14 protein-coding genes and 5 tRNA genes are annotated in these 13,608 nt (G+C 49.0%); 3 read left to right on the forward strand and 16 right to left on the reverse strand.

The annotated features are described in order from the left end of the window. Positions 1-41: 41 nt before the first annotated feature. The 8 genes from argS to AABK39_RS15970 form a co-directional block, all read right to left on the reverse strand. On the reverse strand, positions 42-1,823 hold the full coding sequence (gene argS / locus AABK39_RS15935; RefSeq protein ID WP_338392333.1) for an arginine--tRNA ligase: 1,782 nt from the start codon (positions 1,821-1,823) through the stop codon (positions 42-44). A 52-nt stretch (positions 1,824-1,875) separates the two neighbouring features. Further along, positions 1,876-2,361, reverse strand: coding sequence for a KdsC family phosphatase (locus tag AABK39_RS15940; protein ID WP_338392334.1), 486 nt, complete (start codon positions 2,359-2,361; stop codon positions 1,876-1,878). Positions 2,362-2,526: 165 nt separating this feature from the next. Next, positions 2,527-2,599: transfer RNA gene (locus tag AABK39_RS15945), tRNA-Gln, on the reverse strand. A gap of 22 nt (positions 2,600-2,621) precedes the next feature. Beyond that, positions 2,622-2,697: transfer RNA gene (locus AABK39_RS15950), tRNA-Gln, on the reverse strand. 29 nt (positions 2,698-2,726) lie between these two features. Beyond that, positions 2,727-2,799, reverse strand: a tRNA-Gln gene (locus AABK39_RS15955). A gap of 70 nt (positions 2,800-2,869) precedes the next feature. Continuing rightward, positions 2,870-2,942, reverse strand: a tRNA-Gln gene (locus AABK39_RS15960). 76 nt (positions 2,943-3,018) lie between these two features. Continuing rightward, a tRNA-Gln gene (locus tag AABK39_RS15965) sits at positions 3,019-3,091 on the reverse strand. 269 nt (positions 3,092-3,360) lie between these two features. Further along, on the reverse strand, positions 3,361-4,425 hold the full coding sequence (locus AABK39_RS15970; RefSeq protein WP_338392335.1) for a branched-chain amino acid aminotransferase: 1,065 nt from the start codon (positions 4,423-4,425) through the stop codon (positions 3,361-3,363). Between the two features lie 382 nt (positions 4,426-4,807). Here AABK39_RS15970 and AABK39_RS15975 point away from each other — a divergent pair, with 382 nt between their 5' ends. Both AABK39_RS15975 and AABK39_RS15980 read left to right on the forward strand, forming a co-directional pair. Beyond that, the gene (locus AABK39_RS15975) at positions 4,808-6,124 is read left to right on the forward strand and encodes a Crp/Fnr family transcriptional regulator (RefSeq protein WP_338392336.1); all 1,317 of its coding nucleotides are present in this window, start codon (positions 4,808-4,810) and stop codon (positions 6,122-6,124) included. A gap of 39 nt (positions 6,125-6,163) precedes the next feature. Further along, positions 6,164-6,736 carry a hypothetical protein gene (locus AABK39_RS15980; RefSeq protein ID WP_338392337.1) on the forward strand — a complete coding sequence of 191 codons (573 nt, stop codon included), beginning with the start codon at positions 6,164-6,166 and terminating at the stop codon, positions 6,734-6,736. Between the two features lie 13 nt (positions 6,737-6,749). Here the strand turns inward: AABK39_RS15980 and AABK39_RS15985 are convergent, their stop codons facing one another. The 3 genes from AABK39_RS15985 to AABK39_RS15995 all read right to left on the reverse strand — a co-directional run bounded on the left by AABK39_RS15985 (position 6,750) and on the right by AABK39_RS15995 (position 8,498). Then, positions 6,750-7,337, reverse strand: a complete 588-nt coding sequence (locus tag AABK39_RS15985) for a thioredoxin family protein (protein WP_338392338.1) — start codon at positions 7,335-7,337, stop codon at positions 6,750-6,752. Between the two features lie 28 nt (positions 7,338-7,365). After that, entirely contained in the window at positions 7,366-7,812 is a 447-nt protein-coding gene (locus AABK39_RS15990) for a YkvA family protein (protein WP_338392339.1), read from the reverse strand. A 158-nt stretch (positions 7,813-7,970) separates the two neighbouring features. Beyond that, complete coding sequence (locus AABK39_RS15995) at positions 7,971-8,498, reverse strand: DUF7935 family protein (RefSeq protein WP_338392340.1); 528 nt, start codon at positions 8,496-8,498, stop codon at positions 7,971-7,973. A 148-nt stretch (positions 8,499-8,646) separates the two neighbouring features. On the opposite strand from AABK39_RS15995, the gene AABK39_RS16000 reads away from it, so the two are divergent. Then, positions 8,647-8,949: an iron-sulfur cluster biosynthesis family protein gene (locus AABK39_RS16000; RefSeq protein ID WP_338392341.1), complete on the forward strand. Its 303-nt coding sequence runs from the start codon at positions 8,647-8,649 to the stop codon at positions 8,947-8,949. A 68-nt stretch (positions 8,950-9,017) separates the two neighbouring features. Here the strand turns inward: AABK39_RS16000 and cydB are convergent, their stop codons facing one another. The 5 genes from cydB to AABK39_RS16025 form a co-directional block, all read right to left on the reverse strand. Continuing rightward, a complete protein-coding gene (gene cydB / locus AABK39_RS16005) occupies positions 9,018-10,094 on the reverse strand; it encodes a cytochrome d ubiquinol oxidase subunit II (protein ID WP_338392342.1) in 1,077 nt (358 codons plus the stop codon). A gap of 127 nt (positions 10,095-10,221) precedes the next feature. Next, the gene (locus tag AABK39_RS16010) at positions 10,222-11,613 is read right to left on the reverse strand and encodes a cytochrome ubiquinol oxidase subunit I (protein WP_338392343.1); all 1,392 of its coding nucleotides are present in this window, start codon (positions 11,611-11,613) and stop codon (positions 10,222-10,224) included. A 78-nt stretch (positions 11,614-11,691) separates the two neighbouring features. Beyond that, a complete protein-coding gene (locus tag AABK39_RS16015; RefSeq protein WP_338392344.1) occupies positions 11,692-11,901 on the reverse strand; it encodes a hypothetical protein in 210 nt (69 codons plus the stop codon). Positions 11,902-12,219: 318 nt separating this feature from the next. Further along, positions 12,220-13,188 carry an ADP-ribosylglycohydrolase family protein gene (locus tag AABK39_RS16020; protein ID WP_338392345.1) on the reverse strand — a complete coding sequence of 323 codons (969 nt, stop codon included), beginning with the start codon at positions 13,186-13,188 and terminating at the stop codon, positions 12,220-12,222. A gap of 51 nt (positions 13,189-13,239) precedes the next feature. After that, positions 13,240-13,605 (reverse strand): hypothetical protein, encoded by a 366-nt coding sequence (locus AABK39_RS16025; RefSeq protein WP_338392346.1) that lies wholly within the window; start codon positions 13,603-13,605, stop codon positions 13,240-13,242. Positions 13,606-13,608: the final 3 nt, after the last annotated feature.

Raw genomic sequence — 13,608 nt, forward strand, 5'->3', positions numbered from 1 at the left:
TCCCCTTTTCTGTATTAATCTAGAGATGATATCTAAGTCTATTACATGCGCTCCGGTACGTCAACTCCGAGCAAGCCCATAGCCGTACGCAACGTATTGGCCACGGCCTTCGAGAGTACCACGCGAAAGCGCAATACCTTCGGATCCGACTCGCCCATAATCGTAAGCTCGTTGTAGAAGCGGTTAAACTCCTTAGCCAAGTCGTAAGCGTAGTTCGCCACAACCGACGGAGCGTACTCCTCGGCCGCCTCGGCGATACGCTCAGGGAACTCGCCCAAAAGCTGGATAACGTCGCGCTCCACTTGCGCAAGCTCCGTAATGTCCGACGGATCGAAAGTGGCCGTGTCAACACCCTCCTGCTCCGCTCTGCGCAAAATAGACGAGATACGGGCGTGGGTGTACTGGATAAACGGACCTGTGTTCCCCTGGAACTGGATAGATTCCTCAGGGTTGAAAAGCATACGGCGCTTAGGATCGACTTTCAGCAAGAAGTACTTCAAAGCGCCCAAGCCTAACTGACGGTAAAGCTCAGAAGCCTGCTCTTCGGTAAAGTCCTCAATCTTGCCGAGCTCTTTGGTGTGTTTGGCCGCCGTTTCGAACATCTCACGCATCAAGTCGTCGGCGTCCACTACCGTTCCCTCACGAGATTTCATTTTGCCGGAAGGCAAGTCAACCATGCCGTACGACAGGTGGTAGATTCCGTCGGCGTACTCGCGTCCCAATTTCTTGAGAATGCGAATCAGAACGTCGAAATGATAGTCCTGCTCGTTACCCACCACGTAAATCGACTTCTCGCAGGCGAACTCTTTGTATTTCAAATCGGCCGTACCCAAGTCCTGGGTCATGTAAACGGAAGTTCCGTCGCCACGGCGCACGAGCTTCTCGTCCAAGCCCTGGTCGCTGAGGTCGCACCAAACCGACTTGTCCTCCTTTTCGAAGAAAACGCCTTTGGCCAAACCTTCATCCACCATGTCCTTGCCCAGCAAGTAAGTGTCCGACTCGTAGTAGTAATGGTCGAATTCAACGCCCATGGTCTTGTACGTAGCGTCAAAGCCTTCGTACACCCAGCCGTTCATCTTCTTCCAGAGCGCAACAGTAGCCTCGTCGCCGTTTTCCCAGCGCTTCAGCATGGCTTGGGCCTCTTTCATCAAAGGAGCCTCTTTCTTGGCTTCGTCCTCCGACTTTCCTTCGGATACCAAAGCCTCGATCTCTTTCTTGTACTCCTTATCGAAGCGAACGTAGTATTTACCGATCAGGTGGTCGCCCTTGATGCCTGACGACTGCGGAGTTTCGCCTTCGCCAAAACGCTCGTAAGCCAACATTGACTTACAGATATGGATACCGCGGTCGTTTACCAAGTTCACTTTGGTAACGTCGTATCCGTAGGCGTCCAGAATCTTAGACACCGAATGCCCGAGAAAATTGTTCCTCAAGTGGCCGAGGTGCAATGGCTTGTTCGTATTCGGCGAAGAGTACTCCACCATTACCTTCCTGCCTTTGCGCTCGTGGATACCGAAACCTTCGCCAGTCATGGCCGCGAAAGCTTTCGCCCAGGCCTCGTCGCTGATTACCAGGTTCAGGAAACCTTTCACCACGTTGAAGCCCGAAATAACCTCGCTATTCTCTACGAGGAACTCGCCCATAGCCTCGCCGGTAGCCTCGGGGCTTTTGCGACTGGCCCTCAGGTAAGGGAATGTCACAAAAGTGATAGCCCCCTCAAAGTCCTTGCGGGTGGGCTGCAATTTGATATCGCTCTCCTCCACGCCGAAAAGCTCTTTCAGCGCCTGCGCGATATCGGTTTTTATCTGTGAGGAAATATTCATCGGATTCGGCTCTTATGCTCTTATTTCAATTTTCGTTAAGGAGGCTTCCGGCTTAGTAGCGCAGAAGGTAATCATCGACCAATTCGCGGAAAGCGGCCTCGCCACCACCGCGCGAAAGCACGATATCGGCCTCTTCTCTGACAGCCCTTACGGCGTCGGAAGGGCAAACGGACAATCCCACAAGCTTCATCAGCTCGATATCGTTCACGTCGTCGCCCACATAAGCGATTTCGTGCATTTCCAAGCCCAAGGGCTCGATCCACGCCCGAAGCACGTCCACTTTTGGCTTGTCACCTACATAGCACATGTCCACGCCCAATACCCTGGCTCGTCTGTGAACCATCTCTTTGGAATGGCCGTGGCTGATGATCGCGACTTTCTTGCCGACTTTCATCAACATTTTCATAGCCATGCCATCCTTGGCGTTGAATTTTTTGAATTCGTCCCCACTTTCGGCGTAATACATGCCGCCGTCGGTAAGCGTACCGTCCACGTCCGTGGCCACCAGCTTGATCGCGTTGATTTTGTCTTTGATCATAACCTTCCCCTTAAAAAAACATCCGGCCTTAACAGCGGCCGGAATTCCTTGCGAATTTAGTCAAAATCATCAGATTTTCCCGAATTTAATCGAAGCGCAAACGTCACAGTCGCCTATAAACGAAAAAAGGCCTCTCCAAAACTGAAAAGGCCTTAATTGTATCTGTTGCCCGACTAGGGCTCGAACCTAGACTCTTCTGAACCAAAATCAGACGTGTTGCCAGTTACACCATCGGGCATTGTCGCTTTTCCGTTCCGTGATGGTTGCCCGACTAGGGCTCGAACCTAGACTCTTCTGAACCAAAATCAGACGTGTTGCCAGTTACACCATCGGGCATCACAAAACGCTTAGCGTCTCCAAACTTGTTGCCCGACTAGGGCTCGAACCTAGACTCTTCTGAACCAAAATCAGACGTGTTGCCAGTTACACCATCGGGCAAGCTTGAATTAAATTCTATGTCAAAACGGGGAAATTCCCGTCGGCGAAAACGCTTGACGCTTTCGCTTTGTTGCCCGACTAGGGCTCGAACCTAGACTCTTCTGAACCAAAATCAGACGTGTTGCCAGTTACACCATCGGGCATCCTAAAATATATATTTGACGAGAGGGACCTTTGCCCCCTACTCGGAAGACGAAAACGCGGAACGTTTCCGTACTGTTGCCCGACTAGGGCTCGAACCTAGACTCTTCTGAACCAAAATCAGACGTGTTGCCAGTTACACCATCGGGCAAAATCGCAAAGTCAATAAGTATTGATGGGGACTTGTTCCCCTTTTTGCGGATGCAAATATGCGACTTTAAGAGGCTTATATCCAAATTTTAAAGCCAAAAAAACGTCATACGTTCAAGCGGAGGCCGTTTCTGGGATTTTCAAAAACTTACAGCGAACTGATAATGAAGCGCCTAAGAGACCGTAACGCAAAACAAAAAACCGACAAAAAAATACGCCCGAACACATGTCTGTGCCGGGCGAGTGTATTCTCTTTACGGAAAACGGGGATTACATTCTGCGGATCCAGCCGTGGTTGTCTTCCTGTCTGCCGTATTTGATATCGTCCAAAGTCTTAAGCACCTTGTTCGAGAATTCCCTTTCGGCCACGGCCGGAAGGTCATAGTCCTTACCTTCGTAACCTATAGTGGCTATCTGGGCGATAGTGGCCGCCGTTCCCGTACCGAAAGCTTCCTGCAAGCGTCCCTCTTCGGCCGCCTTTATGATATCCTTGATGGCGATCTTGCCTTCCACAATCTCCATTCCCCACTCTTTGGCCAAAGCCAAAACGCTGTTGCGGGTAATGCCGTCCAAAATCGTATCGCCCGTGCTGGCCGTCATCAACTTTCCGTCAATGACAAACATCAGGTTCATCGTGCCCGATTCCTCCACGTATTCGTGCGTTACGGCGTCGGTCCAGATCAATTGCTGATAACCTTGCTCCTGCGCTTTCTTGGCAGGATAAAGCGACCCGGCATAGTTTCCGGCGGCTTTAGCGAATCCGGTTCCACCCGGACAAGCGCGGGTGTACTCCGTCTCAATCTTCACGCGAACAGGCTCAGAGTAGTAGGCCCCTACCGGACAAGTAAAGATGATAAACCTATAGTTGGCCGACGGGCGGATTCCGATATACTCATCCATAGCGAACACGAACGGACGGATATACAAAGAAGTCTCCGGCTTGTTCGGTACCCAATCCTTGTCCACTTCCATCAATTTCTCAAGTCCGGCCATAAACAACTCTTCCGGCACATCGGGCATACACATCCGTTCCGCCGAGACATTGAGGCGCTTGGCATTGGCGTCGGGGCGGAAAACCTGAATGTCACCTTCGGCGGTGCGGTAAGCTTTCAGTCCCTCGAAGACAGACTGCCCGTAATGCAGAATAGCGCTTCCCGGCAACAAAGACAGCGGAGCATAGGGCTCCACCCTGAAGTCTTTCCATTCGCCGTCAGTGTAGTCGGCCACGAACATGTGGTCGGAATACACCGTTCCGAAAACCATATTGTCGAAATTCACGGACGGCAACCGGCTTTCGGCCACCTTGTTCACTTTGATTTCAAAAGTATCCGTCATATCACACAAGATTTTAAGGATGAGTCTATTCTAAATAATGTGGCGCCAAACCGGAGGTTTTCCTCTTTGCAAGCCTCAAAAAAACATAAATCGGCTAAAGGAAAACCAAATACGGCCGAATCATATTTCGAAACGTATTGGCACACTCATAGTAAAGTTGAGAATTATTTCGCAAAAATCACCAAAACTGAATCATGTAAATCATTTGCCCTAAGCAAAAAACACAGGCAAGAAGAGCTAATCCGAAGCCCTTCACCGAACGAAACTACCAAAATAAGGCCTTGAACCCCGCCTATACCGTCATTCACCTGCACATGTATTTTCTGGCACGAAAATTCCAGAATACTGTAGACGTAAGTTTTTTCAAATAAAACCTCACTATATGGCATCCGAAACGCTTTCCGTACGAGTCTCAGACAAACTGGCTCTCGTCTGTCCGTTCGACGGCCTCAGCTCGGACACTCTCAAAGCTCTGGCCGTATCCGTAAATATCAGGTTTGTCAAAAAAGAAGAAACCGTATTGGAGCAAGGCGCCCCGCCCCCCGACAAACTTTACATTGTGGCCGAGGGAAGCATCCGCCTATTTTACCATGACGGTGAGAAGGCCGTGATTCTTGACGACAGAAACGAAGGCGAAATATTTTCCCCCAGCCCGGACGTTCCGCTCAGCACCCCAAGCCCCTACTCGGCAGTAGCCTCCGACGACTCTTTGCTTTTTGAAATTCCTTGGACAAAAACAAAATCCACGTTCCGGGCGCCGTACGCGTCCATGTGCCTCAAACTCTACTCAAGCCTAGCCTCACCCGAAAACATTTTGGTCAAAAGGATATACGACGGGCAATTCTTCAAGACGATCGACCTCACACTAAAGGAATACCTGAACCCACACAACGCAAAGGAAAACCTACGGATGGACGAAGAGACCCGTCTAAAGTTATTGACCAAACGTGAAGCATTGCGCCAAGCGGTTGCCAGATCCACACGCTCAGTCGCCAATTTCGGCGCCCATTCTTTCGTATATCCGGCAGACTGGCCATACACTCCCAACCAGGCTAACACGCTTCCTGTCAGGATCATTTTCAGCCAGCCAAGAGACGAGAAAAAAAGGCTAATGACTCTGCGCCACTTCGAGGAATTTACCGAAGAAATCAAAATCCATGTAAAAACGGAAGGGATTCACATGACCTCACCTCTTGGGTGGTGCGATGACGGCAAACACCAACGACGCATAAAGCTTAAACAACCTTTGGGATTTCTTTCCGGCAATATCGGCTTGTGGCAAAATGTAAACAGCTCTTGGAGCGTAGACGAAAACTCAATTCCAAACCGGCTCCTCTTCCCCTTTATCTCATCCCAAGATCATTGGCTAAGCGAAGAGGGAAAGAAACTGACGAAAACCAATTTCAGAAACGGAATTCTTTCTCCGGTTTTCGCTTCCATCCGTTCCAAAGCGAAAAAAGAAGGCCTAACCTCCACGTCAGACATATTCGAGCTAATCGATCTGCTTTCCCGCTCCGACCATAAAGACGCCGTAAAAATCATGGAACTGAAGCACGCCTTGCGCACTCTTTGGCGGTTCCAGAATGAAAATGAGGCTTCTGAGGCATTGGCCTTGCCGGAAACGCCCCTGGAAAAAAAGCTTGTCTCCACTGCTTTACGGTGCCTCAAAATCAACTGCTTCAGAATTCAAGACGCTTAAACGAAACCGACACGCTTAACAAAACAGCCCGCTCAGCCTATGGCCTTTTCTCTACCCAACCCTTTTCGAAGACAACCGGAATTTATCAGCTACTACCACTTGATAAACCGCAAACAGCACCTTCGGCACCAACTTTTGTCCGAAACCAGAATGATCGTATTCCGGATTATGACCAGCGGGAGAAATGTCCGCAAAGACACCGTCACATCCTTTGCGGGAATAGCGATAAACAACGGAGTCCTCTGCCTTAACGATTCTCTGGAAATAAACACAGAGAACCACACAAACGAGAGTTTCGCACAACAGATAATCGAATATCTCAAAGACGCTGTCCTTCTACTTGACGACGCGGATTTCCAAGTGCATATGCTCAACAAAACCCTTTCCAAGCACTGTGGCACAAAGCTCCGTAACCTAATCATCAGGCCGGAAACGTGGCTGGAAAAAGCCATAAAAAAAGAGACGGCCCGTTCCGGGGGCAAACGCCCTGAAACGAACCGTCTCAATCTGATGGAGGCCACTTTTCAGGATGGCCTGGCCCTTCTGAAATCTTTGGGGAAAACCGCTGGCTTCGACGACACCCGGGTTGGCGCCCTTTTGCCTCACCGCTGATTTCCCTACCGGATTACAGGCCTTTTACCACTTCTTTTATTTCTTTCTGGATAGAATTTCCTCTGTCCTTAGCGTACCATTTCTGCACATCGGCGATCATCTTGTCTTTGTTTTCGCCTCCCGCTTCTTTCCAAGCTTTCACTATAGCCTGAGGCTCTTCCGGTCTCGGTCCCCAAGACGCCACTTCCGCGCCGTCGCTATCGCGGACGAAAATCGCTTTCGGAATGGCGCGTCCGCCGTTGGTAAGGTAGCGGTCCATCAAGTCAAGGTTATCGTCCCTGAAGAGAATCCGGGTTTTGAGCTTATCGGAAAGTTCCCCGATTTTCGCCAAAACAGGAACACTCTGCGAAGCGTCTCCGCACCAAGCTTCGGAAAGAACGATCATGGTATGACTCTCGGTCATATTCTCCACGGCTTCCGCCAAATCCTCGCCTATTTTAACCGTCTTTTCCGCACGGTCCATTCTGCGATTGTTCAGCTCCACGTAATCACGCATGCCCGCTCCGCCACGGATATCTCCGGTTTCCAAACTCTTGTTTGCCAACTCACGATATTCGCCGTAAGTGATACCCGCCTGCAGTGTTTTTTCTTCGGAACCCATATATGTTTTATTTTATACTTTCTAACAACTAAGAGTACGTCTCCGAAGATTCTTGTACGGACAAGTCATCACTCTGTTTCGTTTTCCACAACCTAAAATTCTCGATATCGCCGGATACGCTCCTGAATACGGCGGAAATAACCGCCGTATCGTCCAGCCAGCCGGTTACGGGAATAAAGTCGGGGATCACGTCCAGAGGCATCACAAAATAGAGCAAAGCAGCCAAGAGCAACACCAGAGTTTTCCAAGGCACTTCGGTGTAGTCTTTTTTGGCGTAAGCCTTAATCATTTCGGCCGACAGTTTTATTTTGCTCACAAAACCTGAGGCGAAACCTTTCTTCGAAATCTGGGCCAAGGCTTTTTCCGCCAAAGTAGACGAACGGGCGGGGTCATCGGCGATCTTCTCCGCGCGCCTTTTCATTTTTCCGAAAAATGGAGCTTTCAGACTCCCGATATTCCTGTCCCGTTTCTCCATATCACTTCGTGATTAGTACAGAGTAAATAGTAAAGCGTAAATAGTCTGCTCGGTGGTGGCCTTAAATCTTTAATGAAAAGTTTGGCAATTCTAACACCGTTCCGCCTATCGCAAACCCTTTTTACTGGATGCTCTTAGCAAGGTTCTGCCCGAATACTCTATTCGAACAACGTCCTCACTTCGGCTTTTACCGCCAACAAAGCTTCGGCCAGCGGATCATTTTCGCGGACCATCGCGTTTTCCACCAGCTTGCGGGCCAACACCAACGACTTGTCGTCTTCCTTACAGCTTTCCGCCGCTTGGTTAATCTGCGACACCATATCTTCAATGGCCGTGCGGACCATATCCCAAGACTTGTCGCTCATATACACTTGCTGGGCGAGGTTATGGTTGAATTCGTTGCGCACTTCATTGACCAACACCACCTGAAACTCACGAATACTGAACGCCTGTTGGTTTATCCTTCCCAAAAGGCTCTCTATGCGGGAACGTTCCAAAAGCAGGCAAATCCGCTCATAGGCCTGAAGCCTGTTGGGCAAATAAAGCTCCCGGTTACGGATCTTCAGATCCAGTGATTTTTTTTCGAAATCGTTACTCAAAAAAGATCGCACAGTCAGGTACATGGCGTACATCACAATCGCGGCAGGCACCAACACCTTGAGCAAATCCGCTACAATATCGGTCATAATCGGTATAGTTTTTCATTCGTCCGGCATATCCGGCTCTCCGCAATTTAAGGATTAGCGTATAGGGTTTCCAAGGCTTTGCTTAAATTTGCGGATATACATGATCCCGCTTTCGCTAAAGCGGAAACATTTTAACTCTACAGAACAGATGATCGCACCGATAAAAATAACCCCGACGGCCGCTGTCGAGGTAAAGAAAATAATGGCCGGAAAGAATATTCCCGAAGGCTACTGCCTGCGCATTGACGTAAAAGGTGGCGGCGGTTGTGGCGGAGTAGGTTTCGTACTTGGCTTTGACAAGGAAAAGGAAGGCGACGACACGTTCGACATCGAAGGAATCCCGACTTTGATCGCCAAAAAAGCCACAATGTTCTTGCTGGGAAAGGTGGTGGATTTCCACGAGGGCAACGACTCCCGTGGCTTCTTCTTCCGCGACGAGAAGAAAGACTAATCCACCAAAATCAAAAAAACGGCGCTTCCGAACCGGGAGCGCCGTTTTTTATATCCATTTGCCAAGGATCAATAACTGTGTTCGTTCAGAACCGTCTTGCCCCGGTATGTCCAGTAGATCAATGACGTGTACACAATCACGAACGGCATACCCCAGATAGCGATGCTGAACATCGTCTTCAAAGTTGTCAGGGTAGAGGCCCCGTTATAAATATCCAGACTCATTGCCGGATCTTGCGACGACACCAAGATATTCGGGAAAATACCCAAAGCAAACAGGCCAACCAACGCGGCGATCGTACACGACGAAGAGACGAAAGCCTGATAAGGTTTGTTACGGAAAATACCCCTAGGAATATTGGCGATGGAAAGAACATTCAACAGAACGACAAACCAAGCCAGCACTGAAATCAGCGTCTGGTTTTCCATAATCAAATCATGAGTGGCCCCGATTGGCGCCACTTTACCGAAAGAAAAGTTCGCCACCATCTCCGGCTTCAGCCAAAGAGTAACACCCGTCAACAACAGCAACAGTGTGATAAACGTGATATAAATCGGCTTGAACAAGCGTTGGACTTGCTGTTGCAATGGCCCGTGGGTTTTGATATTCAGATAAACGGCGCCTTGCAGGGCAAACATCACCGTATTGAACACTCCACACAGCAAGGCGTACGGATTAAGCAAATTCAGAAGTGTTCCCTGATACTCCTTGTCAGATCCTATATTGATTCCCATCACGGCGTTGCCGATCGTAACGCCAAAAAGGAAACTGGCCAACAACGAACCCGCAAAGAACGCCCTGTCCCAATTTCCGCGCCAACGTTTACTCTTCTCCTTGCTCCGGAATTCCAGCGAAACCGCACGGAATATCAACGCAAAGAGCAAGAACATAAACGGAAGATAAAAACCCGAAAACGCCGTGGCGTAAATCTCCGGAAACGCGGCGAACAACGCCCCGCCGGCCGTAATCAGCCAAACCTCGTTGCCGTCCCAAACCGGGCCGATCGAGTTCATGAAAATCCGGCGATCATGATCGTTTTTGGCAAACAGGTGCAGAATTCCCACACCCAAATCAAAACCGTCGAGAATGGCGTAGCCTATCAACAGGCACCCCACCAACATATACCACACTACATTATAATCCATATCGAAATTCGGTATCTGTTTCAGTAAATTGAAAGTGGTGTTTAGGTATTGAGCTGAGGTATTAAGGATTAGACATTGCTTCCATTTTATGCCTAATACCAAATACCTCAGACCCAATACCAAAAAACTATAGATCTTTGAACGGATCCACCATATGTTCCTCTTTGGAATAACCCGCCGCCGGCGCGTCTTCCAAATGGACAGGGCCGTGTTTTATTTCCTTGTCAAGCACATAAACCCAAACCAAGAACAGGCCTACGTACACGATAAAGAACAAGATAATCGAAGTAAGCACTTCCGGTCCGGTCACCGATTTTGAGATTCCTTCCGACGTACGCAGAAGCCCCTGAACCAGCCACGGTTGCCTTCCGCGTTCGGCCGTCAGCCAGCCCAACTGGTTCGCTATTACCGGCAGAATGACCGCACCTACATAGATTTTCATCATCCAGCGCTTCTCGAACAGCTTCTTCCTCCACATCAGAAACAGCGCGAACAGGTTCAGCCCGATAAAGAACATCCCGAGCGCCACCATGATATGGTAACTCTGGAAAACGGCGTTTACCGGCGGACGGTCCTCTTTCGGCACCTGGTCCAAACCTTTGATCACGCCCTCGGTAGTGCCGAAGGATAGAAAGCTCAGACCGCCCGGAATATAAATCCCCTTGGTCTCTTCGGCTTCCTCGTCTACCCAGCCCATGATATAGAGCGGAGCATTCGAGCGCGTTTCGTAAAGGCCTTCCATCGCCGCCATTTTGGCCGGCTGGAATTTGCGGACCACCTGAGCGGAAATATCGCCCGTCACCAACTGCAACAATGAGGCTACCGTGGCCACGCCCAAAGCTATTTTGAATGAAGTTTTTCCAAACTCCACGTATTTCTTTTTTAGAAGATAATAAGCCGATACGCTAAGGATAAGAAAGGCTCCCTGGATAAAGGCCCCGACAAGCACGTGCTCAAATCGCGCCATGGATGACGGGTTGAAAACCATAGCCCAGAAATCGGTGATTACGGCGCGGGAATAGCCCGAATCGTCGGTGACGATACGGTAGGCCACCGGCGTCTGTTGCCAAGAATTGGCCACCACAATCCAAAACGCCGACATCATCGACCCTACAAAAACCATCAACGTTGAGAAAAGGTGCATGCCTTTGCTCACCCTATTCCAACCGAACAGGAGAATGGCCAAGAAACCAGATTCCAGAAAAAAAGCGAAGATCCCCTCCGCCGCCAACGGCGATCCGAAAATATCGCCCACAAACCTTGAATACGTGGCCCAGTTGGTCCCGAACTCAAATTCCATCACGATGCCCGTAGCCACGCCCACCGAGAAATTCGCCGCGAAAATCTTAATCCAGAAACGGGTTATTTTCTCGTATATCGGCTTTTTGGTCACCACAAACATGGTTTCGTAAATCACCAACAACAGCCCCATCCCGATACTAAACGGCGGAAAAATATAGTGGAACATGATAGTGAAGGCAAACTGGAGCCTCGACAGTAGTTCTACATCCAAACTCATAAACTATGGCGTTTTGAAAGATATATGAAAGGCGCTTGTACACGGACGGCGAGTCCGGAAAAGGCGCATGAAAGTCAGTTAGTTCTTTTGGAGGAGTTTCCTGTAATAAATCCACAGAACTCCGACACAAAACACGATTCCCGTAATTAATTTCAGCACCTTTTTTATCGGAAAGCCGTACACTTCGGCGGGAAGAAAAGGCAGATGCGTGGCCATCTTAAACGCCATCATACAAAGCATCACAAGAATAAATGTCTTCTTGGCCGGCACGTAATAATCGGGGTTCATAACGAATCGGATTTCGATTTCCTACCGAATCCGGAAACCAAGCGGAAAATTTAAGGCCTCCGGAAAACGGTCTCCGGCGGGCCTTTCCCGCCGTTTCGCACTCAAACAAAGGTAAGGACCGACCCTATGCGGGTAAAGCCAAAATAGGGCCATTCTTATCTAAAAAATCTATTGTACGATTAGGAAAAAAGAGCGTTTTATGAACATAAAACGATAAAAATACATCGAAAAGCGAGAGAGCAAAATCAATTATGGAAACAGTGAATTTCTTGTTGAAAAATCCATAAAAACGAACACAAGGCCACTCCTGAAAAAAAGTCAGCACAGTTCCTCTTTGGCGTATTTTCGGCTGATCTTTTCACCAAGTGCGACAATATCCTCAAGCCTTGCCAGAGACGCTCTCCAAAAAACAGGAATATTATCCACACCAAAATACAACCCGGCCAATCCGCCGGAAATCGCCGCCGTGGTGTCCGTATCGTGTCCCAAGTTGACGGACTTCAACACAACCTCCTCGTAAGTCTCCGATTTTAACAAACACCAAAGCGAAGCTTCCAAAGACTCTATAACATATCCGCCCGAAAGCAAATCCTCATACGCGAGTTTCCTAATGTCGGATTGTATTACACGATTGAACTTTTCCCTTTCCGAATCAGCGAAATCTATCGCCTCCCAAAGTTCCAGTATATTGTCTCGCATTGCGGAATAAGCCTCGTCCGGACTTTTTCCGTCCAACAGATATTCCACCACCTTCAGATAAACCAAACAACTCATTCCCGCACGAACATGACGATGGGTCAAGGCTGAATTCTCCCAAACAATCCGGAATTGCTCATCGATTTCTTTTCCACGTATTTCGAATACCAAAGGAAGAATCCTCATCAAAGAACCGTTTCCGTTATCGGATTCCACGGCGCCGTATTTCAACGAAGCCAAAGCGGACTCTCCTTCCTCCAAAACAGTTTCAAGTCTGCTGATAGATTTGGCGGTAGTAATCCCGATATCGAACACCTCGTTTCTCGCTGTCCAATACGATTCTTTTTTCCAACGTATAAAATTACTCGCTACGGATTCCAGGTTATATCCCGACAGCATCGCCTCGGCAAGGCAGAAAGTCATCGAACTGTCATCAGACCACGTTCCGGGCGGTTGGTGATGCGTTCCGTACCCGACCATCTCTTTAGCCGGATTTTTTCTCATTTCCTCTCTTGTCAAAAATTCGAACGGAACACCTACGGCATCGCCCACGGCAAGCCCTACAAGCATTCCCACTGCCTGATTATCCATAAAGCAATAATTATTGAAAAACTGAAACGATGCGACTATTTGCGGAAAGAATTATTTCACGGAACTCTGAAGCTGTCCGTTTTTCACACAAGATTTTTTAGCCAAAAAATAAAGCGCCGGCCCCAGCAACGGCGTAACCATCACGGCCAACAAAACTCCCGGCAAAGCCCACGGCTTACTAAACCGCGTGCGCGAAACGTCCATGAGCGCAAGCCCCCAAAGCGAAAGCGTGAGAAAAAGCAAGGTCACGGAAAGTACGGTGGCGATATCTGGAAAAACCATGGTGAACAAAATAATGCTTTCGATAAAAACGAAACCGGCACCTTGCCGCTCAATTACGCTTACGAATCCCGGACAAAACCGTTCCGGAATTTCCGTAACCGGGACTTTTGCCTTTTTTTCGGTTACTCCCGACAAAAA

It is taken from the genome of Fulvitalea axinellae (assembly GCF_036492835.1).
In the GTDB taxonomy this organism is placed as follows: Bacteria; Bacteroidota; Bacteroidia; order Cytophagales; family Cyclobacteriaceae; genus Fulvitalea; species Fulvitalea axinellae.

What these genes read in the sequence shown, in the direction of transcription:
- AABK39_RS15940 (WP_338392334.1), bottom strand. Translation starts at nt 2,361, where the DNA reads ATGATCAAAGACAAAATCAACGCGATCAAGCTGGTGGCCACGGACGTG.
- AABK39_RS15980 (WP_338392337.1), top strand. Translation starts at nt 6,164, where the DNA reads ATGGCCTTTTCTCTACCCAACCCTTTTCGAAGACAACCGGAATTTATC.
- AABK39_RS15990 (WP_338392339.1), bottom strand. Translation starts at nt 7,812, where the DNA reads ATGGAGAAACGGGACAGGAATATCGGGAGTCTGAAAGCTCCATTTTTC.
- AABK39_RS16000 (WP_338392341.1), top strand. Translation starts at nt 8,647, where the DNA reads ATGATCGCACCGATAAAAATAACCCCGACGGCCGCTGTCGAGGTAAAG.
- AABK39_RS15975 (WP_338392336.1), top strand. Translation starts at nt 4,808, where the DNA reads ATGGCATCCGAAACGCTTTCCGTACGAGTCTCAGACAAACTGGCTCTC.
- AABK39_RS16010 (WP_338392343.1), bottom strand. Translation starts at nt 11,613, where the DNA reads ATGAGTTTGGATGTAGAACTACTGTCGAGGCTCCAGTTTGCCTTCACT.
- AABK39_RS16015 (WP_338392344.1), bottom strand. Translation starts at nt 11,901, where the DNA reads ATGAACCCCGATTATTACGTGCCGGCCAAGAAGACATTTATTCTTGTG.
- AABK39_RS15985 (WP_338392338.1), bottom strand. Translation starts at nt 7,337, where the DNA reads ATGGGTTCCGAAGAAAAAACACTGCAGGCGGGTATCACTTACGGCGAA.
- AABK39_RS16020 (WP_338392345.1), bottom strand. Translation starts at nt 13,188, where the DNA reads ATGGATAATCAGGCAGTGGGAATGCTTGTAGGGCTTGCCGTGGGCGAT.
- AABK39_RS15995 (WP_338392340.1), bottom strand. Translation starts at nt 8,498, where the DNA reads ATGACCGATATTGTAGCGGATTTGCTCAAGGTGTTGGTGCCTGCCGCG.
- argS (WP_338392333.1), bottom strand. Translation starts at nt 1,823, where the DNA reads ATGAATATTTCCTCACAGATAAAAACCGATATCGCGCAGGCGCTGAAA.
- AABK39_RS15970 (WP_338392335.1), bottom strand. Translation starts at nt 4,425, where the DNA reads ATGACGGATACTTTTGAAATCAAAGTGAACAAGGTGGCCGAAAGCCGG.
- cydB (WP_338392342.1), bottom strand. Translation starts at nt 10,094, where the DNA reads ATGGATTATAATGTAGTGTGGTATATGTTGGTGGGGTGCCTGTTGATA.